Genomic DNA, 24,273 nt, shown 5'->3' with positions numbered 1-24,273 from the left:
GATCAGGGGTGCGCCCGGCTGGTCACTCGTGGCTGACGTCCGAGTCGGTGAAGTCGCACGTCTTGCCGTACGGGCCGACCGGGGAGAGCTCCTTGGGCTCCTTGCCGGTGTTGTTGCCCTCGAAGCGGACGCAGGTCTCGATCTTCTTCTTGCCGTCGCCGTGGACGCGGATGTCGCGCAGGGCCGCCGTGTCGCCGTAGTTCTGGTTGACGCCGACGATCGACTTGCCGGGCGCGGTGATGTCCACGTCGTTGATGATGATCGTGCGCTGGTACTGCTTCTTGCAGTTGCCGCAGGAGCGCACCAGCTTGCCGAAGTTCTCGACCCGGAACTTCGAGACGACGAGCTTGCCGGCGCCGTTGAACTGGAGCACCTTGTCGTCGGCGTTCCTCGCGCCGCCGCCGTACACCTTGTAGACCGCCGAGGCCGACGTGCCCTTGAAGCTGGCGGCGTCCTCGCCGACGTCCAGCCACCACACGTTCTGCAGGGTGCAGGAGCCCTTGCAGTGGACGCCGTCGGCGGCCGGGGTGCCGATGACGACGTTCTTCAGCGTGGCGCCGTCCGCCAGCTCGAAGACCGGGTCCTGGCCCTCGTCCTGGCCGTCGCCGCCCAGGTCGCCGGTGCCGTAGAACTTCTTCATCCCGCCGTCGTACGTCCCCTTGACCGGGATCGTCGACGAGACGGGCTCGCTGCCGGTGCCCGTGGGCCAGGGCGCGGCGGCACCCGCGGTGGACAGCATCGTCGTGGTGACGATCGCCGCTCCGGTGAGGCCGAAGGCAGCGGTTCCGGCGATCACCGCCCGCCGCTTGGTGACCCGGCGGCGGTGGCGGACGCGCTGTTCAGCTCGTGCAGTCATGCCCATGTTCCTTGCGTGGGGAGAGGATCTTTGCGCTTCCTGGTCGCCACGGGAGGGGAAAGGGTTGCCGCGTCTTCAGAGGATTCTCACGAACCCGCCGTCGCGAGGGGCCGTCACGAACGGCCGTCGCGGGGCGCGAAGTCGCCCTTGACCGACAGCCTTTCGGAGGTGGCGACCGCGGTGGCCGTCGCGGAGTAGCGGTCGCCGCCCGCGTCCCGGCCGCCGCGGTCGTGGTTGTACTGGCCGGCGAACATCCACTCGCCCGCCGGGACCGTACGGCCCTGCTTGAGCGTCCACCGGTGGACGAGGAATCCGTCCCGCTCCTCGACCGTGAACGTGAAGTCCCGCTCCGGCAGCGACCGCCAGGCGCCGGTGGACGTGATCCCCCCGGTCTGCGCCACCCTGAGCTCGACGGTGAGCGCGGTCAGCGGCTCACCGGTTTCGAGGGTGACGTTGCTCTGCGCCCAGAAGTCGTTGCTGTGCGGGTCCACCGAGCCGTCCGACCGCAGCGGGCCGTCCTCGGCTGCGGAGGCAGGGGGCCGGGCGGTGCCGCTCGCGGTCGGGGCCGGCGGCCGGGTGGAGGCGGGGGTGTCCGGGGCTCCGGACTCGGGCGCGGTGCTGGGCGACGGGCCGGCCGGCGGGGCGGGCGTCCGGCCGGCGGTGCCGTCCGGTGACGGCGCGGGGGTCGGTGAGGTGGCGACCGAGCGCTGCGGGGGAGCGTCGTCCTTCACCGCGGACGCGACCGCGTAGCCGCCGACCGCGAGCACTCCCGCCACCGCGGCCGTGGCACCGGCCACCCGCGCCCAGCCCAGCAGCGGTGGACGGGCCGCCCGGTGGTGCCCCGGGTGGTCCTGGTCCCGGCCCGCCATGCCGCGCTCGACCCGGGCCAGGATGCGCGCCCGGTCAGGGTCGTGCGCTGCGGCCGCCTCGTGCAGCCGGGCACGCAGCTCCTCGTCCCGGCCCCGCTGCCCGGTCATCGGTTCCTTCCCGCGGCCTCGCCGCTGCGCGCGATCGCCGCGTGCACCTGCTTCGGAGCCGCCGGCGTCCCGAGCAGCCGCTGCAGTTCGGCCATTCCCTTCGACGTCTGGCTCTTCACCGTACCGACCGAGATGCCCAGGGCGAGCGCCGTGTCCTTCTCGGAGAGGTCGAACGCGTGCCGCAGCACCACGCACGCCCGCTTGCGGAACGGCAGCCGGCGCAGCGCCTCCTGGACGTCGACCACACCCGCGACGTCCGGGTTCTCCGTCTTCTCCTCGCGCTGCGACCAGAACAGGGCGACCCGTCTGCGCTCCCGGACGGCGGTGCGGACGCGGGTGCGGGCGAGGTTGGCGACGACACCGCGCGCGTACGCCGCCGGATGGTCGGCGGAGCGGACCCGGTCCCAGCGGTGCCACAGGGCCAGCAGGGCGTCCGCCGCGAGGTCGTCGGCGGCGTCCGGTTCACCGGTCAGCAGGTGGGCGAGCCGGGAGAGTTCGGCGTAGTGGCGCTCGAAGAAGGCGTGGAACTCCACGGAGGCGGCGTCGTCGACGACTGTCCCCACGGGCGGCCTCTCCTCGCAGCGGCTTCCCCGGCGTCGAACAGCCGTGCGCCGGGCCGGAATCCGGAACTGTAGCAGCGCTCGACGCACCCGATGTGCGGTGCGTCGAACGCTGTATGGCAGACCGAACCTGCCGAGGAGTATCAGCCGCCGCCGTGCCGGCCCGCTAGACCTCGAGCGCCGCCTCCATCATCGCCTTGGCCACCGGTGCCGCCAGGCCGTTGCCGCTGACCTCGGAACGGGCCGCGTCGGACTGTTCGATGATGACCGCCACGGCCACCTCCTTGTCCGACGAGTCGGACTTGGCGTACGAGGTGAACCAGGCGTACGGGGTCTTGCTGTTGTTCTCGCCGTGCTGGGCGGTGCCCGTCTTGCCGCCCACGGTCGCGCCGGGGATCCGCGCGTTCGACCCCGTGCCCTTGTCGACGACGGTCTCCATGGCCGACTGCAACTGCTCGGCGGTGGCGGAGCTGACGATCCGCTTCGAGTCCGGGTCGGTGTGGTCCTCCAGGACGTCACCGCCGCTGTCGGTGATCTGCGACACCATGTGCGGGGAGACCAGCTCGCCGCCGTTGGCGAGGGCCGCCGAGACCATCGCCATCTGGAGCGGGGTCGCCGTCACGTCGAACTGGCCGATGCCCGTCAGGGCCGTCGAGGCCTTGTTCATGTCCTTCGGGTACACGCTCGTGTAGGCCCGTACCGGCACGTCCTGCGACTCGTCGTTGAAGCCGAACTTCTCGGCCGTCGCCCGCACCTTGTCCTGGCCGAGGTCCACGGCCATCTTCGCGAAGACGTTGTTGCACGAGTACTGCAGCGCGGTGCGGATCGTGGCGTTCTCGCACGGGGCGTCGGGGTTCTCGTTCGTCAGGTCCGTCACGGTGCCCGGCAGCCGGTAGGGGTCCGGGCTGTCCGTCTTCTCGTCCACCGATCCGTACAGCCCGTCCTCCAGCGCGGCGGCCGCCACCACGAGCTTGAACGTCGAGCCCGGCGGCAGCGGCTGGCGCAGCGCGCGGTTGGTCAGGGGCTTGTCGGGATCGCTGGTGAGCCTCTCCCAGGCCTCACCGGCGGTGTTGGCGTCGGTCAGCGACGTCGGGTCGTACGAAGGGGACGACACGACCGACAGGATCCTGCCCGTCTTCGGGTCGATCGCGACGGCGGCGCCCTTGGTGTCGCCCAGCGCCTCGAACCCGGCCTTCTGCACGTCCGGGTCGATCGTCGTCACCACGTTGCCGGGCTCGGCCCGGGTGTCGGTGACCGTGTCCATCACCGTCTTCAGCCGCGGGTCGGTGCCGTTGAGCACGTCCTGGTAGATGCCCTCCAACTGCGTCGGCGCGTACGCCTGCGAGGCGTAGCCCGTCACCGCCGCGTACAGTTTGCCCTTCTCGTACGTGCGCTTGTAGGCGAGGTCACCCCCCTCCGTCGGCGCCGAGCCGGTGATCGACCGGCCGGCCACGATGATGTTTCCGAGCGGCTCCGCGTACGTCTCGATCGCGTTCCGCCGGTTGTCCTTGTCGTCCGCGAGTGCCTGGCCCTCGTAGAACTGCACCCAGGTCGCCCTGATCAGCAGAGCAAACACCAGGAGCAGCGTGAAGACCGATGCGCGCCTGATCGTCTTGTTCATCCCACTGAGAGGACGAACGGGCGGGAGCGAATCGTTCCGTGCGCCCCGTTTTCTCATCTTCCGTTCATGGAGCCGGTGCCGTGACACCGGTGCCGTGAAATCGGCGGGTGAACGCAGGCGTCACGAGACCGGCTTCGTGAAACCCGCCTCGTAGGCCCGGATGACCGCCTGGGTGCGGTCCCGGGCGCCGGTCTTCGCCAGCACCGACGCCACATGGGTCTTCACCGTGGCCGCCCCCACCCCCATGCGCCCGGCGATCTCCGCGTTGGTCAGCCCGGTCGCCATCAGCCTCAGCACCTCGCCCTCGCGGTCCGTGAGCCGTGCCACCCAGGCGGGCGGGGCGGGGTTCGCGCGCGCGTGCTCGGCCGCCAGCGTCCGTACCGCCGACGGGAACAGCAGCGTGTCGCTGTGCGCCACCAGCCGTACGGCTTGGACGAGCGTGTCGGCGTCGGCACGCTTGAGCAGAAAGCCGGCGGCCCCGGCGCGCAGGGCGTCGTAGACGTAGGAGTCGTTCTCGAAGGTGGTCACGACCACGATGCGGGGTGGCGCGTCGAGTGTGGCGAGGATCTGCTCGGTGGCCCGGATGCCGTCCACCTCGGGCATGCGGACGTCCATGAGGACCACGTCCGGCCGGGTCTCCCGCACGACGGAGACGGCCTCGGCCCCGGTGGCCGCCTCCCCGGCGACCTCCAGGTCCGGCTCCGCGGAGAGGATGGCGCGCAGGGCGGTGCGGACCATGCGTTCGTCGTCGGCCAGGACGATCCGGATCGCGGGGCGGGTCATGGTGTCCTCGGAGGGCTGGTCACACGGTCTCCTTCGGGCGGGCGCGCGGCTCGCGGTCCTCGGTTTCGCCGGGCGGGGCGTACGGATTTCGGTTCTCGCCGGGCGGTCACGCGTTGCTCTTCAGCGGCAGTCGTACGTGGAGCCGCCAGGCGCCCCCGACGGTGCCCGCCTCCGCCGCGCCGCCCAGCAGACGGGCCCGGTCGGCGACGCCGCGCAGACCGTGGCCGCCGCCCGGGCGCGGGGCGGCACCGCCCTCGCCGTCCCGGCCGCTCCGGGCGGCTACCTCGCCGACGGGGTTCTCGACGGTGATCCGCAGATGATCGTCCACTGTGTCGACGCGCAGCGCCACGGCGACCCGTCCGCCCGCGTGCCTGAGCGCGTTGCTCAGCCCCTCCTGCACGATGCGGTAGGCCTCGCGGGAGACCAGCGGCGGCAGCGCCTCCGGGTCGGTGGCGACGGTGGCCGTCACCCGCAGTCCGCCCGCGCGGGTGCGGCGCAGCAGGCCGTCGAGGTCGGCGGCGAGCGTCGGCGCCGGCGCGGTGCCGGGCGCGTCGCCGTCGCGCAGTACGCCGAGTACGGCGTCGAGTTCACCGACCGTGCGGCGAGTGGTGTCCTCGATCGCGGCGAGGGCCTCGCGGGCGAACTCCGGGTCGGTGTCCAGGACCCGGCGGGCCGCACTGGCCTGGAGGGTGACCGCGCTCAGGGCGTGGCCGACGGAGTCGTGCAGTTCGCGGGCGAGCCGGTTGCGGACGGCGAGGTCGGCGGCGCGTGCCTCGGCCGCCGCGACCCGGTCCTCGGGGGACGGGCCGAGCAGCGCGGGCGCCCAGCGGGCCAGCAGCGCGCCGCACCCGGCGGCGCAGCCGGCGAGCGCGGCCAGCATGGCGGCACCCGCGACCGGCGCGAGCGTGAGCGCCCAGGAGTGGTGGAGGACGCCGGGCAGCCCGCTCCAGTCGTCGCGCAGTGCCGGCACGAAGGGCAGGACGATCAGCGCGACCGCGAACGGCGGCACCGCGAGCGACATCCCCGCGATGATCCCCCCGGCCCCCAGGTGCAGCGTGAACCAGGCCGCCGTCCGTCCCTTCTCGCCCTTGGTCCGGGCGGGCCCGTACGCCAGCCGGTCGGCCTCCACACCGCACAGCCACCGCACGACCCCGGACTCCAGGGGCCGGGTCAGCGGGAACAGCGAGGTGACGGCGGCGAGCGGCAATCCGAGGACGAACGAGGCCAGTTGCAGGGAGAGTGAACGGAAGACGTCCGAGTCCCCGGCGACCGGGCCGACGACGACCGAGCCGACGAGGACGTACGGCATGGCGAGGGCGCCGCCGAGAATCAGGTGGATCCACCGCAGGCGCGCCCGCCGGCCGAACAGGAGCCGGGCGAACGCGGTCACGGCCGGGTGCCGGCGGCGGCCGACCGCCTGACGAGGAACCGCGCGCCGACGGCGGCGGGAAGGAAACCGACGATCATCTGGGCAGCGTAGGTGAGGATCATCAACTGTGTCGGGCGGTCGGCGGGTTCGTCCGGTCCGATCACCGAGGCGAGGAGCATCCAGCCGCCCCAGCAGGCCGCCGCACCGGAGCAGGCCCACGTCACGGCGAGCGGCACCGTCACCGGCAGGAAGCGGGCGCGGCGAAGGGTGAGCAGCAGGCCACCGGTGACGGCCAGGACGAGGAAGACGGCGTACAGGCCCTCCAGCACGTAGAAGTCACTGGTGCGGTCCGCCGCCCGGCCCTCGCTGAGCCCGGCCGTACCACCGCACGCCCAGAACAGCCGGACGGCGAGCGGGAACAGCGCGAGGACCGCGGCCGCCACTGCGGTGGCCTTCGAGGCCCTCCCGGTCGTCGCGACCGGCAGATCCCGCATCCGGCCGCGCCACAGACGCCCCCAGCGGTCCCGGGCGTAGAGCACGAACAGGGCCCCGAGGGCGAGCCCCTGCACGATGAACCCGGTGTAGACGACGCCGAAGACCCACTCGTGGAGGAAGGCCGCACGGTCCGGCACGGACGCGGCCCCGCCGTCGTCGCTCAGCGCCCTCCCGAGTAGTTGCAGCGGAAACCCGGCCATGATCGGCGCGAGCAGTCCGGTGGCGACCCACACCGGGAACGCCAGCAGCCAGGCGGGCACCCGCCGGCCCCACGGCCGGGTGAGCACCAGCGCGAGCACGATGACACAGCTGTCCAGCAGGACCGAGACCCCGTTGGCGACGATCATGGTCACTCGGTGGTCCAGCAGCCCGCTGTCCGCCGGGATGCCCACCTCGCTCCCCGCGATCCAGGCGGCCTTGAGCCCGAGGTACGGCAGGCAGGCGAGGACGGCTACCGCCCGCAGCAGCCGACGGGGCCGGGAGGAGTCCGGAGGCGGGGCGGCCGGGGAAGTGGTGGGTGCGAGGGTCTGCGTCATGCCCTCACGCTCCCGCACGGACACCCCCGGGCACCTCCTGCGCGCCGACGATCCGCCTCCGCCGCGCGGCGGAGCGGGTCAGCCCGCGAGGTGGAGCACGACCTCGTCGATCTCCTCGCCCCGGGCCGGGGCGAACCCCCGGGCGTGGGCGCTCTCCTCGAACCCGCACTTCTCCAGGACCCGCAGCGAACCGGTGTTGTCCGCCGCCGCCCGCGCGTACAGCGGACGGTCCGGCACCTCGGCCAGCAGGACCCGCAGCGCCGCCGTGGCCACGCCCCGGCCCCAGTAGGCCCGGTCCACCCAGTACGTCACCTCGCGCTCGCCCGGCTCCCCGTACACCGCCGCGCTGCCGATGACGTCACCGTCGGCGAGAATCGTCCGTACGACGTCGGCCGAGGCCCGGATCTTTCGCCAGTGGGTCTCGAACGCGTCCCAGTCCGCCGGGTCCTCGGGGGTGAAGGCCGCCATGCGCAGGGCCTCCGGATCGTTCATCTGCCGGAAGAAGACGGGCAGGTCGCTGTCGTGTACCTCGCGCAGAGCGATGTGCATGGATCAGAGCCTACGCGTGGCCAGCGTCAGCCGGTCCCGCGCGTCGAACAGCGCGTCCTTCACCATCTGCTCGTGCGCGGGCGTCAGCCGCGCCACCGGCACCGAGCAGCTGATCGCGTCCCGCGCGGGCGTCCGGTAGGGGACCGCCACGCCGAAGCAGCGCAGCCCCAGCGTGTTCTCCTCGCGGTCCACGGCGAAGCCCTGCTCCCGCACCTGGTGCAGCTCCTCGACGAGCTTCTCCCGGTCGGTGATCGTGTGCTCGGTCAGCGCGGGCAGCGTCTCCGGGAGCATCTTGCGGACCTGCTCGTCGGTGTACGTGCTCAGCAGCGCCTTGCCCAGCGAGGTCGAGTGCGCGGGCAGCCGGCGGCCGACCCGGGTGAACGGCCGCAGGTAGTGCTGCGACTGGCGGGTGGCGAGGTAGACGACGTTCGTGCCGTCCAGGCGCGCGAGGTGGATGGTCTCCGTGGTGTCGTCGGAGAGCCGGTCCAGCGTGGGCCGCGCGGCCGCGACCACCTCGTCGCCGTCGATGTACGACGTGCCGACCAGCAGCGCCCGTACGCCGATGCCGTACCGCGTGCCCGTCGCGTCCGTCTCCACCCAGCCCAGCTCCACCAGTGTGCGCAGCAGCATGTAGAGACTGGACTTGGGGTAACCGACGGCCTCCTGGACCGACGCGAGGGAGTGCATACCGGGGCGTCCGGCGAAGTACTCGAGCAGCTCAACCGTCCGCACCGCGGACTTGACCTGCGCTCCGCCCCCCGTCTCGACAGCCGACATCGCCCTTGACCCCTTCGTTCGACGGGAAATAGTCTCCAACAGCATATTCACCATCAGAGACAGCGTTCAGTATATCGAACGAGTCGGCAGCGAACGAGTCGGCAGCGAACGAGTCCGATGCAGAGCACGTTCCGATGCAGAGCACGTTCCGATGCAGAGCACGTGGAGGGACCCGCGGTGGCAGCAGCACCAGTCTGGAGTGTCGACCCCCGTACCGGGAAGCAGCGTGAACAGGTCGCGGTGGAAGCCACGGCCCAGGAGGTGGACGCCGCCGTCCGCGCCGCGCACGCCGCCCGGGAGGCGCTCGCCGACCGTACCGTTCGCGCGGCGTTCCTGCGCACCGCCGCCGACGAGCTGAAGGCGGCCGAGAGCACCCTCGTCGAGGTGGCCGACGCGGAGACTGCCCTCGGCCCGGTCCGGCTCACCGGCGAGCTCGCCCGCACCTGCTACCAGCTGCGGGCCTTCGCCGGCATCGTCGACGAGGGCGAGTTCCTCGGCGTCGTCGTCAACCACCCCGACGACACCGCGACCCCGCCCATCCCGGACCTGCGCCGCTACAAGGTGCCCCTTGGCGTCGTCGCCGTCTACTCGGCCTCCAACTTCCCCTTCGCCTTCTCCGTCCCCGGCGGCGACACCGCGAGCGCGCTCGCGGCCGGCTGCCCGGTCGTCGTCAAGGCCCATCCCGACCACCCGGGCCTGTCCGAGCTGGTCGCCAAGGTGCTGCGCCGGGCCGCCGTCCGGCACGGCATCCCGGACGGTGTCCTCGGCCTGGTGCACGGCTTCGAGGCAGGCGTCGAACTGATCAAGCACCCCCTGGTCGCCGCCGCGGGCTTCACCGGGTCCGTCCGGGGTGGCCGCGCGCTGTTCGACGCCGCGGCCGCGCGCCCGGTCCCGATCCCCTTCCACGGCGAGCTGGGCTCGCTGAACCCGGTCGTGGTCACCGAGGCGGCGGCCGCCGAGCGGGCCGAGGCGATCGGCGCGGGCCTGGCCGGTTCGATGACGCTGGGCGTCGGCCAGTTCTGCGTGAAGCCCGGCCTGGTCCTGGTGCCGGCGGGAGCCGCCGGTGACGGCCTGGTCAAGTCCCTCACCGACGCGGTGAGCGACACCGACGCCGGGGTGCTGCTCGACCACCGCATGCGGGACAACTTCGTCGCCGGGGTCGCCGAGCGCGCGGCGCTGCCCGACGTGGACTCCCCGGTGACGCCCGGCTCCGGTGGCGAGCACACCGTCGCCGCCGGGTTCCTGACCGTGCCGGCCGCGCGACTGGCGGCGGAGGGCGAGCACGACCTGCTCCTCGAGGAGTGCTTCGGGCCGGTCACCGTGGTGGCCCGCTACGAGGACGAGGCCGAGGTCCGGGGCGTGCTGTCCCGGCTCCCCGGAAACCTCACGGCGACCGTGCAGCTCTCCGCCGAGGAGGCGGCCGGGGAAGGGCGCGGGGCGGCTCTTCTCGCCGAGGTGACGCCGCTCGCCGGGCGGGTGCTGGTGAACGGCTGGCCCACGGGGGTCGCCGTGGCGGCGGCTCAGCAGCACGGAGGGCCCTACCCGGCCACGACGTCGACGTCCACGTCGGTCGGCGGTACGGCGATCGAGCGGTGGCTGCGGCCGGTCGCGTATCAGAACACGCCGGAGGCGCTGCTTCCCGCGGAGCTTCGGGACGGGAATCCGCTGGGGCTGCCTCGTCGGTTCAACGGGGTTCTGGAGCGGTAGCCCCGTGGGGGCGCGGGGCGTTCGCGGACACGGGCCGTGTGTGGCCGGTCGCGCAGTTCCCCGCGCCCCCGGGACGTCCACCGGTCCTGAGAGGATCACCTGATGGATCTCGCACTTCCCGAACTCCCCTTTCCCCTGCGTGCTCATGGCCCCGACGGGAACTGGTCCTACGAGGACGGCGTCCTCACCGGATCGGCCGGCCCCCGGCAGGACCGCTTCGTACCGCCCACCGGCCAGGCGCTGGAGCCCGCCTCCGACGCGCCCCGGCTGCTGGGTTCTCCCGACGGGGACTTCCAGCTGATCGCCCGTGTCACGGTCGGGTTCAACGGCGCCTTCGACGCCGGGGTCCTCTACGTCCACGTCGGCGAGCGGGCCTGGGCCAAGCTGTGCCTGGAGTACTCCCCTGACGTGCCCACCGTCTGCACGGTGGTCACCCGGGGCCACTCCGACGACTGCAACTCCTTCACCGTGCAGGGCGATTCCGTCTGGCTCCGGGTCAGCCGCACCGGACGGGCCTTCGCCTTCCACGCCTCCCTCGACGGCGAGCGCTGGACCTTCGTCCGGCTGTTCACCCTGGGCGACGAGACGGAGACCGGCGCGGCCCTGGTCGGCTTCCTGGCCCAGGCGCCGACGGGGGAGGGGTGCGTGGTGACGTACGACCACCTGGAGTTCCGGCCGGCCTGGCCGGCGGACCTGCGCGACGGCAGCTGAGGCAACCGGACCACCCGGCTCCCGCGTCCTGAGTTGCCGTCGTTGCCGTCGTTGCCGTCGTTGCCGTCGTTGCCGTCACGGTTGCCGTCAGCTCCGGCTGGCGGCGGGGGCGCGCCTCCAACGAGCGTCGGCAAGGCCGCACTCCTGTCCTCTCAATGGAGCAGGCTCGCCCCGCCCCCTCTTCAAGTGACGTTAGGTACGTGGCTGAGTGGATTAAGCCGTGGCAGGACGTGGAGGTCGTACGCGTGGTCGAGGATTGGCAGAAGTAGACAGGCGCAGCCATAAAGGCCCGGTACTTCGCAACTTGGTACTTACGAAGCGGTAGCGCGATGGCCGAAGAACAAGTTCAGCCGAGATAGGGCCGCTCTCGGTGCTCCAGGAAATGTCGGATCCGGAGGTGCTGCGTGTGGTGCATCGGCAGTTGATCGATTTCCTCCGGCTGGACAAATCGCAGTTCCGTGGACTCATCCGAGATCGCGAGCCGGCCCCCGACCACATAGGCAGTGAAGCAGATGTTGAACTGTCTGCGCACCTCACCGTCCGAGTAGGCGATGATGTGGCGAGGGTCGGTGTACGTGCCCACGAGCCCGGTGATCTCTACGTCTAGGCCGGTTTCTTCTTTCACCTCGCGGACGGCCGTTCCTGGTAGGGAATCGGTCATCTCCATGCCGCCGCCAGGTAGCGCCCAAAGATCGTTGTCCCGGCGGCGCTGAAGGAGCACGCGCCCTTCGTCGTCGGTAACCACGGCTGACGCGGCGACCACCAAGCTGTTCGGCTCAGGTGCCGCCGGGTCGTCGTAGTACTCGGTCCGTGCCATGATCACCCTTCGCTTACCGGCGTCGCGGTCTCCCAGACCGCATCGAAGCTGCTGGCGTAGGTGTCGAACATGCCGCCCTCTCCGCTACGCCGCAGATGCCACACGGGAGCGCCGTAGGCGTTCACGCCCCAGACATGGGCATTGACCATCGCCTGGTCATCCGCACGGTAGATCGAGTTGTAGAGCGTGGTGGCATGGGTCCGCACCTCGATGCCAGGTACCCCAACAAGGGGGCGATAGTGCATGAGGGCGAGACGACAACGGGACTCGACCCCGTGGCCGAACCTCTCTTCCTCGCCGCGCTGTTGAACATTCGCGCTGTCCGCGTCACCGATCGCGATACGAACCGCACACCCGTTGGTAGCTCGCTCTCGCAGCAAGTCGTTGAGCCGCGGGTACGCCTCGTGGAGGAAGACGGCCGCGTACACCAACACGTCGATGCGCTCTCGGGCTTGGGTCAGCATGTCCACAAAGGTCCGCAGGACGACGTACGTCAACTACGAATCCCTCGTCCGTAACTACGTGGCCCCGGAGTTCGGCAGGAAGAAGCGGGTCCGGCTCACCGCCCGCGACATCCGGGCCTTCCTGACCAAGACGGCGGCCACCTGCCAGTGCTGCGCACAGGGCAAGGACAAGAAGCGGCCGGAGCACAAGCGGCGCTGCTGCACCCTCGGCAAGTGCTGCAAGAAGCTGCCGTCTGATCGGACCGTGCGTTTCCTGCTGGTGATCCTTCGTGCTGCCCTCCAGCACGCCGTACGGGAGGACGAGTTGCCCCGCAACGTCACACGGAACGTGGAGCTGAGCATGGGCACCCAGCGTGAGACAGAACCGCTCACAGCCAAGGAGGGGCGTCAGCTCCTGACGGCGGCCCAGGACAACCGGTTGTGGGCTGCGTACGAGCTGGCAGTTCGAATCGGCCTGCGGCGCGGCGAGCTGCTCATCGTCGCGCCGAAGATTCAGCGCTCGGCTCGCCGCGTCGCGCTGCCGGCCGAGTGTGTGACCGCGCTCCGTGCCCAGCGCGCGCAGCAGATCGCTGACAAGAAGGCCGCTGGTGCCAACTGGAGGGGGTCGGGCCAGGGTCTCGTCTTCACCAGGAAGAACGGGACCCCGATCGAGCCGCGCAACCTCAACCGGTCCTTCGAGGCCCTGTGCGCCCGTGCAGCCGTCCGTAAGGTCCGGTTTCACGACCTGCGTCACACGTGCGCGTCCCCCTCCACGAACAGGGCGCCGACGCCCGCATGATCACGGAGGTCCTGGGCCACAGCTCGATCCGCGTGACGATGGACATCTCACCTTCGTCCGGCTCGACTCCCAGCGCTCCGCCTTCGATCGCGTCGGCGACGCGCTGAGGGGTGACGGCAACGGACCAATGATGACGACGGCGCGAATGGAGCCCTCGCAGCTGTCTAGCCGTGATCCTTGCAGCCCACCGCTGACGGTACGTCACGGCATCGCTGATCTCGGTGGGCCTGAACCTCAACGCCACCGAAGACAACGATGCAGATCAGGGCGGCCATGACGGCCTGGGAGACAACCGTGACGATGGCTCCGGCCCATGCCGCTACCGCGGCCGCCGCAACGGCGAGGAGCCCGACTCCGCCAGCAGCAGCCAGGTAGTCCCACAACGGGTCGGTCGTGACGCTCTTCGCTGGGGCGAGGTTGAACCCGGATAAGAACCACAGTCCGAAGATCACCACAAGGGTGATCAACTCCAGGAGCACGAGACCACACCCGGCCCCGATATCAGCACCGCGGTCCGCACGGCGCCGCTGTCCGGGGCCAGTGGTGGCATCGAAGGCCGGCGGGGCAGCGGGCAGGTTCATACTCGCCACCATGCTCGCCTCTGCGAGGCCGGCGCATGAGTACGGCTACTCATCTCTACATCGGGTGGATCTCATGATTCACTCGAGCCCAACCGGCTCCCCACCCGCCTCGTGAGGCGGTTGCCGTCAAACACTGCCGTCAAACACTGCCGTCAACACAAAAGCCAGAGGCCCTGTGGATCACTCCACAGGGCCTCTGGTCTGCTGTGCACTCGGCAGGATTCGAACCTGCAACCTTCTGATCCGTAGCCGGGTGATCCGTACCGTCCTGCCCGCCGAGGCGGAGACCGTCGCCGCCCTGCACTCCCGGGCTCGGGCGACGTACTACCCGGACGGACTCCCCGACGACGGCTTCGACCGGGTGGCCGTCTGGCGCACCGCCGCCGAGCGGACCGACGGGCACGTGCTGTGCGCCGTGGAGCGGGGCAGCCTCGTGGGCATCGCCTCCTTCCGGGTCCCGGACGACGGCCCGGCGGACACGGTCAAGCTGTTTCAGTTCCACGTCGACCCCGGCCACTGGCGCACCGGCATCGGCACCGCCCTGCACAGCGCCTGCGTCGAGCAGTGGCGCGCCGACGGCAGGCGGACGGCCGTCCTGGACGTCCATGTGGACAACCGGCGCGCCCAGGCCTTCTACGCCCGCCGGAGCTGGGTCCCCGACCCGGGGCACCCGCCCGCCGAGGGCGACCACCACCTGTTCCCGCGCTTCCACGTGCCGGGGAATGAGGCCCGCTGGTTGAACGTTCACGTACGAGGCGGAGAGGGCCTCCGCACCGTACGACCTGGAGAAGAGCCGAGACATGCGCGTCGAGATCTGGAGCGACATCGCCTGCCCGTGGTGCTACGTGGGCAAGGCCCGCTTCGAGAAGGCGCTGGCGGCCTTCCCGCACCGTGACGGCGTCGAGGTGGTCCACCGCTCGTTCGAGCTGGACCCGGGGCGGGCCAAGGGCGACGTCCAGCCCGTGCTGACGATGCTCACCGCCAAGTACGGCATGAGCGAGGCGCAGGCGCGGGCCGGTGAGGACGCCCTCGGCGCGCAGGCCGCCGCCGAGGGGCTGGACTACCGAACCCGGGACCGCGACCACGGCAGCACCTTCGACATGCACCGGCTGCTGCACCTCGCCAAGGAGCGGGGCCGGCAGGACACGCTGCTGGACGGGCTCTACCGGGCCAACTTCGCCGACGAGCGCTCCGTCTTCGACGACGAGCGCCTCGTGGAGCTGGCCGTCGCCGCGGGTCTGGACGCGGGCGCGGCCCGCGAGGTGCTCGCCGACCCCACCGCCTACGCCGACGAGGTGCGCGCCGACGAGCGCGAGGCCGCGCAGCTCGGGGCCACGGGTGTGCCGTTCTTCGTGCTCGACCGGGCGTACGGCGTCTCGGGCGCCCAGCCTGCCGAGGTCTTCGCCCGGGCACTGACGCAGGCGTGGGGCGAGCGTACGCCGCTGAAGCTGATCGACGACGGGGACGCCGAGGCGTGCGGTCCGGACGGGTGCGCTGTGCCCCAGAACTGAGAAACCGCAGGTGGGGGCCCGTCCATAAGGGTTGCTTGGGGAATCGCGTAGAAATTCTCGATGGACGGGGAGGTGGCGGGGCCGCACAGTGGTGCCCATGGAGAGCTTCGAGAACCTCGTCCGCGCCGAGTTCGCCCCGAAGACCACGTACCTGAACACCGCCAGTACCGGTCTGCTTCCCGCCCGGACCCTCGTCGCGATGCGTGACGCGGCGGCGTCCGCGGCCGAGGGGCAGCCGCTCGACATGTTCGCCGACGTCGAGGCGTGCCGGTCCGCCTTCGCCCGGCTCGTGGGAGTGCCCGCCACCAGGGTCGCGACCGGCGCCTCGGTCGCCACGTTCAGCGGGCTCGTCGCCGCCTCGCTGCCCGCGGGCGCCGAAGTCCTCACGGCGGAGGGCGACTTCAGCTCCCTGGTGAATCCCCTGCACACGCGTGGCGACCTGAAGGTGCGTAGCGTGCCGCTGGAGCGGATCGCCGAGTCGGTGGGGCCGGACACCGCGCTCGTCGCGGTCAGCTCGGTCCAGTCCGCCGACGGGCGGATCGCCGACCTCGCGGCGCTGCGGGAAGCCGCCCGGGCACACGGCGCGCGGACCCTGATCGACGCCTCCCAGTCCAACGGGTGGCTGCCGCTGGCCGCCGGCGACTTCGACTACGTGGCCGCCGTCGCCTACAAGTGGGTGCTCTGCCCACGCGGCGTCGCCTTCCTCGTCGTACCGGAGGACTTCGGCGGACTGACGCCGCTGTTCGCCGGGTGGGCGTCGGGCGAGCGCCCCTGGGACAGCTGCTACGGCCCCGTCGAGGAACTCGCGCACTCCGCGCGGCGCTTCGACGAGAGCCCGGCCCTCTTCTCCTACACGGGCGCCCGACACTCGCTGGCGCTGATCGAGGAGCTCGGCGTGGCCGCCGTGCACGCCCACGACACCGCGCTCGCCGACCGGTTCCGGGAGGGGGTGCGCTCGCTGGGCCACGAGCCGGTGCCCGCGCCGGGCTCCGCGATCGTGTCCGTGCCCGGACTCGGGCACCGGCAGGGCGAGCTGAGCCGGTCCGGCGTACAGGTCTCCGACCGGGCGGGCAATCTGCGGGCCGCGTTCCACGTATACAACACCCCGGCGGACGTCGACCGGCTGCTGGACGTGCTGACGGGCTGAGGCAACGCCGGCAAGGTGCCCCGGACAGTACCGGGCAGGGGCCTCCCGTCCCACACGAAAAGGCCCCTGCCCGAGATCAGATGCGGGTCACCTCACCGGCGTGAAGTCCCGCGCGCCGATGAACTCCGGCCGCCGGATCGGTGCCGCGAACGGCTCGGCCGCCGCGTTCTCCACGCTGTTGAACACGATGAACACGTTGCTGCGCGGGAACGGCGTGATGTTGTCGCCCGATCCGTGCATGCAGTTGCAGTCGAACCAGGTCGCCGAGCCGGCCTTGCCGGTGAACAGCTTGATGCCGTACTCCGAGGCCATCTTCGTCAGCGCCTCGTCCGACGGCGTCCCCGCGTCCTGCATCTGCAGGGACTTCTTGTAGTTGTCCTTCGGCGTGGCCCCCGCGCACCCGAGGAACGTCTTGTGCGACCCCGGCATGATCATCAGGCCGCCGTTGGTGTCGTAGTTCTCGGTGAGCGCGATCGAGACCGAGATCGTCCGCATGTTCGGCAGGCCGTCCTCGGCGTGCCAGGTCTCGAAGTCCGAGTGCCAGTAGAAGCCGCTGGCCCCGAAGCCCGGCTTGACGTTGATCCGGGACTGGTGGACGTAGACGTCCGAGCCGAGGATCTGCCGGGCCCGCCCGACCACTCGCTCGTCGCGCACCAGATTCGCGAAGAGCTCGCTGATCTTGTGCACCTCGAAGACCGAGCGGATCTCCTTGGACTGCGGCTCGACGATCGAGCGCTCGTCCGCGCGGATGGCCGGGTCGGTGGTGAGCCGCTCCAGCTCGCGCCGGTAGACGTCGACCTCGTCCGGTCCGATGAGCTGGTCGATGGCGAGGAAGCCGTCGCGGTCCAGCGCCTGCAGGTCACCGGCCGAGACGGGACCGGGCGTGTCCGGGGAGCCCCAGACGACCGGGTCCTGCCGGGGAGTCGCCACCTCGGTGGCGCCGCGGGTGGGATAGAGATCGGTGACGTTCGTGGTCGTGATGGTCACGGTGACTCACACCTCCTCGGTGAGCAGCGGGTAGACGCCGTTCTCGTCGTGATCCTCCCGTCCGGTCACGGGCGGGTTGAAGACACAGATGCAGTGGAAGTCCTCCTTGACCTTGAGCGTGTGCCGCTCGTGGCCGTTGAGGAGGTACATCGTGCCCGGGGTGATGCGGTACGTCTTCCCGGTCTCGCGGTCGGTCAACTCGGCTTCGCCCTTGGTGCAGACGACGGCCTCGATGTGGTTCGCGTACCACATGGACGTCTCCGTACCCGCGTACAGAATCGTCTCGTGGACGGAGAAGCCGACCTTCTCCTTCGCGAGGACGATGCGCTTGCTCTCCCAGGTGCCGGACGCCGATTTCACGTGCCGGTCGGTGCCTTCGATCTCCTTGAACGAACGGACGATCACGGTGTTGCGATGCCTCCTAGGTGAAGGGTGTGCAAGGGTCCCCGGCGCCTTCGGCCGCATGGCCGAAGGCGCCGGAAGCAGGTGCTGTCAGGCGGTCTCGCGCACGGCCCGCGCGAGGGTCTTCATGCCCTCGTCCAGCTCTTCGGGCGTGATGGTCAGGGCCGGGAGCAGCTTGACGACCTCGCTCTCGGGGCCGGACGTCTCGATGAGCAGCCCGAGCTCGAAGGCGCGCTTGGCGACCTTGCCCGCACGCTCCTTGTCGTGGAACTCCAGGCCCCAGACCAGGCCGCGGCCGCGGTACTCCTTGACGTCGGCGAGGTTCTCCTCGGTGATGGCGATCATGTGCTGCTCGACCTGCTCACCGCGGGCGCGGGTCTGCTTCTCCATCGCCGAGCCGTCGGCCCAGTAGGCCTCCAGCGTGGCGGTCGCCGTGACGAAGGCGGGGTTGTTGCCGCGGAAGGTGCCGTTGTGCTCGCCCGGCTCCCAGACGTCCAGCTCCGGCTTGAACAGGGTCAGCGCCATGGGCAGGCCGTAGCCGCTGATCGACTTGGAGACGGTGACGATGTCCGGCGTGATGCCCGCCTCCTCGAAGGAGAAGAAGGCGCCGGTACGGCCGCAGCCCATCTGGATGTCGTCGACGATGAGCAGCATGTCCTGGCGCTGGCACAGCTCGGACAGGGCGCGCAGCCACTCGGCCCGGGCGACGTTGATGCCGCCCTCGCCCTGCACGGTCTCGACGATCACGGCGGCCGGCTTGTTGAGGCCGGAACCCTGGTCCTCGAGCAGCCGCTCGAACCACAGGAAGTCCTCGACGGTGCCGTCGAAGTAGTTGTCGAACGGCATGGGCGTGCCGTGCACCAGCGGGATGCCGGCGCCGGCCCGCTTGAAGGCGTTGCCGGTCACCGCGAGCGAGCCCAACGACATGCCGTGGAAGGCGTTGGTGAACGACACGATCGACTCGCGCCCCTTCACCTTCCGCGCCAGCTTCAGCGCGGACTCGACGGCGTTGGTGCCCGTCGGGCCCGGGAACATGACCTTGTACGGCAGGTCACGCGGCCGGAGCACCAGGTTCTGGAACGTCTCCAGGAAGCGGCGCTTGGCGGTGGTCGACATGTCGAGCCCGTGCGTGACGCCGTCCCGCTCCAGGTAGTCGATCAGCGCGCGTTTCAGGACGGCGTTGTTGTGCCCGTAGTTGAGCGAGCCCGCTCCGGCGAAGAAGTCGAGGTACTCGTGGCCGTCCTCGTCGTACATGCGGCTGCCGAGCGCACGGTCGAAGACGGTGGGCCAGCCGCGGCAGTAGCTGCGCACCTCGGACTCGACGGTCTCGAAGACACTGAGGTCGGGCTGGGTGATGGTCACGACGAATCGCTCCTCGTTGGGTGAGGGTGGGAGAGGAAGGTCGTACGAATCCGGGGGACCGGTGCGGTCCCGGCCGGGAAGTCTGGGGCCGGACTGGCACGGGGTGCCGGGCCGTCCGGGAAGCCGGTCGCTCAGCGGGCGGCTGCGGACAGGGGGCCGATGCGGTACAGGACCTCGGGCTCGTGCGGCCCGTCGGGGAACAGGTCCGTGTCGAACAGGACCTCGCGCTCCAGTCGGGCGCCGTGCCGCTCGGCGAACGAGGTGAACAGTCGCTGGGAAGCGGTGTTGTCGGGCGAGATCGTGGTCTCCAGGGTGGTCAGCCCGCACTCCGCGACGGTCCGGGCGGCCAGCCCGTCGAGCAGGGCGGCGGCCAACTTTCGTCCACGGTACGCCTCGTCCACCGCCACCTGCCACACGAGCAGGGTGTCCGGCCGGTCCGGTCGTACGTAACCGGTGACGAAGCCGACCGGCTCACCGCGCTCGTCGCGGGCGACGGCCGACGTGGCGGCGAAGTCCCGGCACCAGAGCAGATAGCTGTAGGACGAGTTCAGGTCGAGGACCTTCGAATCCCTCGCTATCCGCCACAGGGCGGCCCCGTCGGCCACTCTCGGACGGTCGATTTGCAGGTCTGCTTGCGCGGCAGTCATGCAAATTGAATTTACCCAGGGAAAATTGAAATTGCATCGCCGGATGGGGTTACGCATGGGCGCGTCATGTGTTATCACGCGGGCGCGTGCTGACGCGCGAGGAGACGGCGATGTGTGGTGATTTGTCCTGGTCATAGGCCGCAAAACGGGCAACATGTGGATCGGGTCACAATCGCGTAACCCGTGCGAGACGTGTCCGAAATGCGAAGGTCCGGGTTCGTCAAATCTTTGTGTTTAGGTCCCGGGAAAGCGGGCAGAAGAATACGGGAAGCTGTGCTGAGCGTAATTACTTAATTCTGTTTGTGTGAGCTTCGGGAATTGCCCTGAATTCGTGCGACCGAAAGGTCGGCCCCGGCGGGCCGCGCCCAGGCGTCCTCGACGGCGCGCCGGGCCGCCTCCAGATCGGCCTTGAGCCCCTTCTCGGCCAGCGCGGCACCCAGTGCCGCCAGACAGCCCTGCACCGCCCCGCGCGTCGCGTCCGGGCCGTAGTGGTTGACGCGGATCATCTCCGCGGCCAGTGCGCCCCCGCCCGCGGCCAGCGGCAGCGCCGGATCGGACTCCAGGGCCCGGGCCACCAGCTCGGACGCGTCGACGTCGGACGGCGTCCGCAGCGTCGTCGCGACCGGTGCCGCGTCCCGGGCCTCGTGCACGTACGGCTCCAGGCCGCCCAGCGCGAGCGCGCCGGCCCGGGTGGCCGCGGCGGCCGACGCGTGCCGCGCCATCACCGTCCGGGGGCCTTCGGCCTCGATGCGCTCCACGCACGCCTCGAGCGCGAGCATCTCCAACTGCGCCGGCGCGTGCAGCAGTGCCTTGCGCCCGCCGTCGATCCAGCGCTCCTTCCAGTCCAGCAGCGAGAGGTACGACCGGCGCGGCGCCCCGGGGTTCGCCGCCATCCGCGCCCACGCCCGCTCGCTCACCGACACCGCCGACACCCCCGCCGGACCGCCCATCGCCTTCTGCGCGCCGATGACGCACAGGTCCACGCCCCACGCGTCCGGCAGCACCGGCTCGGCGCCCACCGAGGCCACGGCGTCCAGGTAGAACAGCGCGCCGTGCGCCCGCACCACCTCGCCGATCTCCGCGACCGGGTTGGTGTTCCCGGTCGCCGCCTCGGCGTGCACCAGGGACACGAAGTCGATCTCCGGGTACTCGGCGAAGGCCTGGCGGACCTGATCGGCGGACACGGCCGTGTGGAAGGGGACGGAGAGGTCGTGCACGATCGCGCCGCAGTCCCGCAGCCAGTTCCCGAACGTCTGCCCGTACGGCCCGGTGACGACGTTCAGCGCGACGGTGCCCGGCCCCGCGGCGGCGCGGATCGCGCCCTCCAGCGGCAGCAGCGCCTCGCCCTGCATGATCACGACGTCCTGGCCGGTGCCGAGCAGGCGCGCGACCCGGTCCTCGATCGCGGCGAAACGGCCGGCGCTCAGCGGGGCGAGGTCCAGGAAGGGATGGGTCACTGTGCTGCTCTCTTCGTTCACGGGCAGGTGTACGGCAGGTACGAAGTCGAGAGTAACCACGGCCCCCGCCGCCACTCGCGCCGGAGGGCATCCGTTGCGACACCCCCACGCCCGGAATTGTGGCTTCCGCCACAGCGGTGATGATCGTCGGGCTGGTGGACTCGGCCCCGTGCCCGTTCTTCTGCTGCTCGTCCTCGTGGCGGTCCTGACCGCGGTCGTCCTCGGCCGCCGCCCCGGGACCTACGCCCGCGCGGCCCCCGTGAACGCCGCTCCCGCGCCGGCCCGTCCCGGCGGGGGGTTCCGCGTACTGGCCGGGTGTGCCGGTGCGGCGGCCGTCGCGCTGTACGCCTGGGGCGCGCTGTGTGTGGCGTTCGCGGCCATGGAGGCGGAGGACGGCGGCACGGGCTCCGCGCCGCTGCGGCCCTGCCGTACGAGCGAGCACCCGGAGCTGTCCGGGCGGATCGTCGACTACTCGGTCTCCTACCTGCCGCTCCGCTTCCGCTGCGAGACCGCCGACGGCGACGGCTACGCCTCCGACGACGTCCCCGGCTACGTCAACCCCGGCGTCGCCGTCCTGGCCCTGACCGCCGTGGCGGGCGCCGTCGCGGCCGGGTACGCGACCGAGCTCCGCGCCCGCGCGGCAGCACGGAACGACGGCCGGTAGACCGGCCTTCGAACACTCCGGCGCCCGGTCTAGGGTGCGGGCATGAGCGATCGCACGGTGCTGCACGTGAAGGGTCGGGTGCTCGTCGGGCCGCGGGACGAGGACGTCCGCGACGAGCTGTGGGTGATCGACGGCCGGATCTCGTACGACCGCCCCGCCGGGGCCGCCGACGTCCGCACCGTCGAGGGCTGGGCACTGCCCGGCCTGGTCGACGCGCACTGCCACGTCGGCCTGGACCAGCACGGGGCCGTCCCCGATGACGTCGCCGAGAAGCAGGCGCTGACCGACCGCGAGGCGGGCACCCTCCTCATCCGCGACGCCGGCTCCCCCTCCGACACCCGCTGGATCGACGACCGCGAGGACCTCCCGAAGATCATCCGGGCCGGCCGGCACATCGCCCGCACCCGCCGCTACATCCGCAACTACGCCTGGGAGGTCGAGCCCGGGGACCTCGTCGCCTACGTCGCCCAGGAGGCCCGGCGCGGGGACGGCTGGGTGAAACTGGTCGGCGACTGGATCGACCGCGACCTCGGCGACCTGTCCGCCTGCTGGCCCCGCGGCGCCGTCGAGGCGGCGATCGCCGAGGCCCACCGCCTGGGCGCCCGCGTCACCGCGCACTGCTTCGCCGAGGACTCCCTGCGCGACCTGGTCGAGGCGGGCATCGACTGCGTGGAGCACGCCACCGGCCTGACGGACGACACGATCCCGCTCTTCGCCGAGCGGGGCGTCGCCATCGTGCCCACCCTCGTCAACATCGCGACCTTCCCCGCGCTCGCCGACGGCGGTGAGTCCCGGTTCCCGCGCTGGTCGGCCCACATGCGCCGGCTCCATGAACGCCGTTACGACACCGTCCGGAGCGCCTACGACGCCGGTATCCCGGTCTTCGTCGGCACCGACGCGGGCGGCTCCCTGGCGCACGGCCTGGCGGCGGCGGAGGTCGCGGAACTGGTCACCGCCGGCATCCCGCCCGTCGAGGCCCTCGCCGCGACGACCTGGGCCGCCCGGCGGTGGCTCGGACGTCCCGGCCTGGACGAGGGCGCACCGGCGGACCTCGTGGTGTTCGACGAGGACCCGCGCGCGGACGTGCGCGCGCTCGCCGCTCCGCGCCGGGTGGTGCTGAACGGGCGGGTCGTCGGTTAGCCGACCGGAGTGACGCCGGGGAACACCAGTGCCGAGAGATTCGAAAAGGTTCGCGGAAGCTCCACGAAAAGGTGAAGTGCCCCGGGTTCGCTGACGGTTCGGTGTGGGCGGGGACATTCTTTCCGGGTCCCAAGCACGTCGCTCATGCGTGTCCCGCACGCATGTCTCACTGGGGGTCCCACCACCTTGAACGGCAACACCTTCCGCCTGCCCGCCCGCCGCCTCGCCACCGTCGCGGCGGCCACGGCGCTGGCCGCCGGTCCCGCGGCCCTGGCGGGCGCGGGCACCGCGCACGCGACCGGCGACCACGGCCGCGCGAGCGCCACCGTCCTGCGCGCCGGGCTCGACGTGTCCCTGCTCAACAAGACCGTGAACGTCCCGCTCGCGGTCACCCTCAACGAGGTGCACGCGCCCGAGAGCGCCCGCAAGACCGCGCTGACCGCCCGGCTGGACGGCGTCGACGGCGGCAAGCCGTTCAGTGTCCTGCGTGCCGACGCGGCCGAGTCCAAGGCGACGGCGACCGCCGCGAAGAGCGAGGGGTACACCAATCTCGCCCGTGCCAGGCTCCACGTCCCCGGCCTGCCGCTGCTGTCGGTGGTCGAGGTCGAGCAGGTCACCTCCATGGCGACCTGTGAGGCCGGTAAGCGGCCGGTCGCCGACGCGAACCTGCTGGGCGCGGTGACGGTGCTCGGCAAGAAGGTCACGCTGACCCCCGGCGGGACGACGGAAGTGAAGGTACCCGGCGTCGGCGAGGTACGGCTCGACTTCTCCGAGACGGAGACCACGTCCCGTACGGCCGCCGCCACGGCGCTCGAACTCGAGGTGTCCGTCGACCCCCTCGACCTGAACGTCGCCGAGGTCGACGGCACCCTGACCCTGGCGAAGGCCACCTGCGAGTCCCCCGCGGCCCCACCGGCCCCGGCGGCCGAGGCCGGGCAGCCGCCGGCGCAGGCCGAGGAGCCGCCCGCGCGACAGGACGCCGAGCGGGACGCCGACCCGGCCGCCGACCTGAAGGCCCAGGGCGCCCGCGCCGACGCGGACCTGGCCGAGACCGGCGGCAGTTCGGCGACCCCGTACCTCGCCGCCGGCGCTGCCGCCCTGGTCCTGGCGGGCGGCGCGTCCCTGCTCCTGGCCCGCCGCAGGCGCGGCTGAGCGAGGGCGGTGGGGCGGCCGGCCGGGGTGCGGGCAGGGTGGCCGGCCGGGGCGCCGGGGGCCGAGGAGGCGAGGGCCGGGCGATCGACCGAGGCTGCGCCGGGCGGCTGAGCGGGACGCGGGCCGGCCGACGAGGCGTGGCCGCGCGGGGCGACCGAGCAACCGGTCCGAGCACCGGTCCGAGCACCGGTCCGAGCACCGGTCGGTCCAGTCCCGGACCGAC

General features: G+C 71.5%; 24 protein-coding genes and 2 pseudogenes. 9 read left to right on the top strand and 17 right to left on the bottom strand.

What is annotated here, in order from left to right:
- Positions 1–22: 22 nt before the first annotated feature.
- The 9 genes from ACZ4V1_RS25195 to ACZ4V1_RS25155 form a co-directional block, all read right to left on the bottom strand.
- Positions 23–856, bottom strand: coding sequence for a pectate lyase (locus ACZ4V1_RS25195; protein WP_468339849.1), 834 nt, complete (start codon positions 854–856; stop codon positions 23–25).
- A 113-nt stretch (positions 857–969) separates the two neighbouring features.
- Positions 970–1,833 (bottom strand): hypothetical protein, encoded by an 864-nt coding sequence (locus tag ACZ4V1_RS25190; protein WP_468339847.1) that lies wholly within the window; start codon positions 1,831–1,833, stop codon positions 970–972.
- Entirely contained in the window at positions 1,830–2,396 is a 567-nt protein-coding gene (locus ACZ4V1_RS25185) for a SigE family RNA polymerase sigma factor (RefSeq protein ID WP_468339845.1), read from the bottom strand. The genes ACZ4V1_RS25190 and ACZ4V1_RS25185 overlap by 4 nt, the downstream gene beginning before the upstream one ends.
- Positions 2,397–2,559: 163 nt before the next feature.
- Positions 2,560–4,014: a peptidoglycan D,D-transpeptidase FtsI family protein gene (locus ACZ4V1_RS25180; protein ID WP_468339843.1), complete on the bottom strand. Its 1,455-nt coding sequence runs from the start codon at positions 4,012–4,014 to the stop codon at positions 2,560–2,562.
- Positions 4,015–4,134: 120 nt separating this feature from the next.
- Positions 4,135–4,797 carry a response regulator transcription factor gene (locus ACZ4V1_RS25175; RefSeq protein WP_468339841.1) on the bottom strand — a complete coding sequence of 221 codons (663 nt, stop codon included), beginning with the start codon at positions 4,795–4,797 and terminating at the stop codon, positions 4,135–4,137.
- 106 nt (positions 4,798–4,903) lie between these two features.
- Entirely contained in the window at positions 4,904–6,187 is a 1,284-nt protein-coding gene (locus ACZ4V1_RS25170) for a sensor histidine kinase (RefSeq protein ID WP_468339839.1), read from the bottom strand.
- Entirely contained in the window at positions 6,184–7,197 is a 1,014-nt protein-coding gene (locus tag ACZ4V1_RS25165; RefSeq protein WP_468339837.1) for a hypothetical protein, read from the bottom strand. Before ACZ4V1_RS25165 ends, ACZ4V1_RS25170 begins: the two co-directional genes overlap by 4 nt.
- A 78-nt stretch (positions 7,198–7,275) precedes the next feature.
- Positions 7,276–7,746, bottom strand: a complete 471-nt coding sequence (locus ACZ4V1_RS25160) for a GNAT family N-acetyltransferase (protein ID WP_468339835.1) — start codon at positions 7,744–7,746, stop codon at positions 7,276–7,278.
- Between the two features lie 3 nt (positions 7,747–7,749).
- A complete protein-coding gene (locus tag ACZ4V1_RS25155; RefSeq protein ID WP_468339833.1) occupies positions 7,750–8,523 on the bottom strand; it encodes an IclR family transcriptional regulator in 774 nt (257 codons plus the stop codon).
- Between the two features lie 177 nt (positions 8,524–8,700).
- Here ACZ4V1_RS25155 and ACZ4V1_RS25150 point away from each other — a divergent pair, with 177 nt between their 5' ends.
- Together ACZ4V1_RS25150 and ACZ4V1_RS25145 are read left to right on the top strand one after the other, a co-directional pair.
- The gene (locus tag ACZ4V1_RS25150; protein WP_468339831.1) at positions 8,701–10,230 is read left to right on the top strand and encodes an aldehyde dehydrogenase (NADP(+)); all 1,530 of its coding nucleotides are present in this window, start codon (positions 8,701–8,703) and stop codon (positions 10,228–10,230) included.
- 102 nt (positions 10,231–10,332) lie between these two features.
- Positions 10,333–10,941 carry a DUF1349 domain-containing protein gene (locus ACZ4V1_RS25145; RefSeq protein WP_468339829.1) on the top strand — a complete coding sequence of 203 codons (609 nt, stop codon included), beginning with the start codon at positions 10,333–10,335 and terminating at the stop codon, positions 10,939–10,941.
- Between the two features lie 346 nt (positions 10,942–11,287).
- Here the strand turns inward: ACZ4V1_RS25145 and ACZ4V1_RS25140 are convergent, their stop codons facing one another.
- Together ACZ4V1_RS25140 and ACZ4V1_RS25135 are read right to left on the bottom strand one after the other, a co-directional pair.
- Positions 11,288–11,758, bottom strand: coding sequence for an NUDIX domain-containing protein (locus ACZ4V1_RS25140; RefSeq protein ID WP_468339827.1), 471 nt, complete (start codon positions 11,756–11,758; stop codon positions 11,288–11,290).
- A gap of 2 nt (positions 11,759–11,760) precedes the next feature.
- Positions 11,761–12,234 (bottom strand): annotated as a pseudogene (locus ACZ4V1_RS25135) (XRE family transcriptional regulator); the annotation flags it as partial.
- Here ACZ4V1_RS25135 and ACZ4V1_RS25130 point away from each other — a divergent pair.
- The gene (locus ACZ4V1_RS25130) at positions 12,197–13,000 is read left to right on the top strand and encodes a site-specific integrase (protein WP_468339825.1); all 804 of its coding nucleotides are present in this window, start codon (positions 12,197–12,199) and stop codon (positions 12,998–13,000) included. The pseudogene ACZ4V1_RS25135 and the gene ACZ4V1_RS25130 overlap by 38 nt on opposite strands.
- A gap of 164 nt (positions 13,001–13,164) precedes the next feature.
- On the opposite strand, the gene ACZ4V1_RS25125 is transcribed toward ACZ4V1_RS25130, so the two are convergent.
- Complete coding sequence (locus ACZ4V1_RS25125; RefSeq protein ID WP_468339823.1) at positions 13,165–13,581, bottom strand: DUF6234 family protein; 417 nt, start codon at positions 13,579–13,581, stop codon at positions 13,165–13,167.
- A gap of 253 nt (positions 13,582–13,834) precedes the next feature.
- Between ACZ4V1_RS25125 and ACZ4V1_RS25120 the strand changes: the two are divergent.
- The 3 genes and pseudogenes from ACZ4V1_RS25120 to ACZ4V1_RS25110 all read left to right on the top strand — a co-directional run.
- A pseudogene (locus tag ACZ4V1_RS25120) lies at positions 13,835–14,302 on the top strand (GNAT family N-acetyltransferase); the annotation flags it as partial.
- A gap of 79 nt (positions 14,303–14,381) precedes the next feature.
- Complete coding sequence (locus tag ACZ4V1_RS25115) at positions 14,382–15,092, top strand: DsbA family oxidoreductase (RefSeq protein ID WP_468339821.1); 711 nt, start codon at positions 14,382–14,384, stop codon at positions 15,090–15,092.
- 97 nt (positions 15,093–15,189) lie between these two features.
- The gene (locus ACZ4V1_RS25110) at positions 15,190–16,239 is read left to right on the top strand and encodes an aminotransferase class V-fold PLP-dependent enzyme (RefSeq protein ID WP_468339819.1); all 1,050 of its coding nucleotides are present in this window, start codon (positions 15,190–15,192) and stop codon (positions 16,237–16,239) included.
- Between the two features lie 87 nt (positions 16,240–16,326).
- Here the strand turns inward: ACZ4V1_RS25110 and thpD are convergent, their stop codons facing one another.
- The 5 genes from thpD to ACZ4V1_RS25085 form a co-directional block, all read right to left on the bottom strand.
- Positions 16,327–17,226 carry an ectoine hydroxylase gene (gene thpD, locus ACZ4V1_RS25105; RefSeq protein WP_468339817.1) on the bottom strand — a complete coding sequence of 300 codons (900 nt, stop codon included), beginning with the start codon at positions 17,224–17,226 and terminating at the stop codon, positions 16,327–16,329.
- 6 nt (positions 17,227–17,232) lie between these two features.
- On the bottom strand, positions 17,233–17,631 hold the full coding sequence (locus tag ACZ4V1_RS25100) for an ectoine synthase (RefSeq protein WP_468339815.1): 399 nt from the start codon (positions 17,629–17,631) through the stop codon (positions 17,233–17,235).
- Between the two features lie 87 nt (positions 17,632–17,718).
- A complete protein-coding gene (ectB, locus tag ACZ4V1_RS25095) occupies positions 17,719–18,990 on the bottom strand; it encodes a diaminobutyrate--2-oxoglutarate transaminase (protein WP_468339813.1) in 1,272 nt (423 codons plus the stop codon).
- 131 nt (positions 18,991–19,121) lie between these two features.
- Positions 19,122–19,637, bottom strand: a complete 516-nt coding sequence (gene ectA, locus ACZ4V1_RS25090; RefSeq protein WP_468339811.1) for a diaminobutyrate acetyltransferase — start codon at positions 19,635–19,637, stop codon at positions 19,122–19,124.
- A gap of 290 nt (positions 19,638–19,927) precedes the next feature.
- Positions 19,928–21,094 carry a pyridoxal-phosphate-dependent aminotransferase family protein gene (locus tag ACZ4V1_RS25085; protein ID WP_468339809.1) on the bottom strand — a complete coding sequence of 389 codons (1,167 nt, stop codon included), beginning with the start codon at positions 21,092–21,094 and terminating at the stop codon, positions 19,928–19,930.
- 169 nt (positions 21,095–21,263) lie between these two features.
- On the opposite strand from ACZ4V1_RS25085, the gene ACZ4V1_RS25080 reads away from it, so the two are divergent.
- The 3 genes from ACZ4V1_RS25080 (at position 21,264) to ACZ4V1_RS25070 (ending at position 24,050) form a co-directional block, all read left to right on the top strand.
- Positions 21,264–21,758: a hypothetical protein gene (locus ACZ4V1_RS25080; RefSeq protein WP_468339807.1), complete on the top strand. Its 495-nt coding sequence runs from the start codon at positions 21,264–21,266 to the stop codon at positions 21,756–21,758.
- A gap of 42 nt (positions 21,759–21,800) precedes the next feature.
- Positions 21,801–22,898: an amidohydrolase family protein gene (locus tag ACZ4V1_RS25075; protein WP_468339805.1), complete on the top strand. Its 1,098-nt coding sequence runs from the start codon at positions 21,801–21,803 to the stop codon at positions 22,896–22,898.
- Between the two features lie 186 nt (positions 22,899–23,084).
- Positions 23,085–24,050 carry an SCO1860 family LAETG-anchored protein gene (locus tag ACZ4V1_RS25070; protein WP_468339803.1) on the top strand — a complete coding sequence of 322 codons (966 nt, stop codon included), beginning with the start codon at positions 23,085–23,087 and terminating at the stop codon, positions 24,048–24,050.
- Positions 24,051–24,273: the final 223 nt, after the last annotated feature.

This window comes from Streptomyces sp. NPDC028991 (assembly GCF_055564775.1).
This window is presented reverse-complemented; position numbering and strand designations above follow the sequence as displayed.

What these genes read in the sequence shown, in the direction of transcription:
- ectA (WP_468339811.1), bottom strand. Translation starts at nt 19,637, where the DNA reads ATGACTGCCGCGCAAGCAGACCTGCAAATCGACCGTCCGAGAGTGGCC.
- ACZ4V1_RS25165 (WP_468339837.1), bottom strand. Translation starts at nt 7,197, where the DNA reads ATGACGCAGACCCTCGCACCCACCACTTCCCCGGCCGCCCCGCCTCCG.
- ACZ4V1_RS25075 (WP_468339805.1), top strand. Translation starts at nt 21,801, where the DNA reads ATGAGCGATCGCACGGTGCTGCACGTGAAGGGTCGGGTGCTCGTCGGG.
- ACZ4V1_RS25125 (WP_468339823.1), bottom strand. Translation starts at nt 13,581, where the DNA reads ATGAACCTGCCCGCTGCCCCGCCGGCCTTCGATGCCACCACTGGCCCC.
- ACZ4V1_RS25145 (WP_468339829.1), top strand. Translation starts at nt 10,333, where the DNA reads ATGGATCTCGCACTTCCCGAACTCCCCTTTCCCCTGCGTGCTCATGGC.
- ACZ4V1_RS25180 (WP_468339843.1), bottom strand. Translation starts at nt 4,014, where the DNA reads ATGAACAAGACGATCAGGCGCGCATCGGTCTTCACGCTGCTCCTGGTG.
- ACZ4V1_RS25140 (WP_468339827.1), bottom strand. Translation starts at nt 11,758, where the DNA reads ATGGCACGGACCGAGTACTACGACGACCCGGCGGCACCTGAGCCGAAC.
- ACZ4V1_RS25130 (WP_468339825.1), top strand. Translation starts at nt 12,197, where the DNA reads ATGCGCTCTCGGGCTTGGGTCAGCATGTCCACAAAGGTCCGCAGGACG.
- ACZ4V1_RS25160 (WP_468339835.1), bottom strand. Translation starts at nt 7,746, where the DNA reads ATGCACATCGCTCTGCGCGAGGTACACGACAGCGACCTGCCCGTCTTC.
- ACZ4V1_RS25155 (WP_468339833.1), bottom strand. Translation starts at nt 8,523, where the DNA reads ATGTCGGCTGTCGAGACGGGGGGCGGAGCGCAGGTCAAGTCCGCGGTG.
- ACZ4V1_RS25175 (WP_468339841.1), bottom strand. Translation starts at nt 4,797, where the DNA reads ATGACCCGCCCCGCGATCCGGATCGTCCTGGCCGACGACGAACGCATG.
- ACZ4V1_RS25115 (WP_468339821.1), top strand. Translation starts at nt 14,382, where the DNA reads ATGCGCGTCGAGATCTGGAGCGACATCGCCTGCCCGTGGTGCTACGTG.
- ACZ4V1_RS25110 (WP_468339819.1), top strand. Translation starts at nt 15,190, where the DNA reads ATGGAGAGCTTCGAGAACCTCGTCCGCGCCGAGTTCGCCCCGAAGACC.
- ACZ4V1_RS25190 (WP_468339847.1), bottom strand. Translation starts at nt 1,833, where the DNA reads ATGACCGGGCAGCGGGGCCGGGACGAGGAGCTGCGTGCCCGGCTGCAC.
- ACZ4V1_RS25195 (WP_468339849.1), bottom strand. Translation starts at nt 856, where the DNA reads ATGACTGCACGAGCTGAACAGCGCGTCCGCCACCGCCGCCGGGTCACC.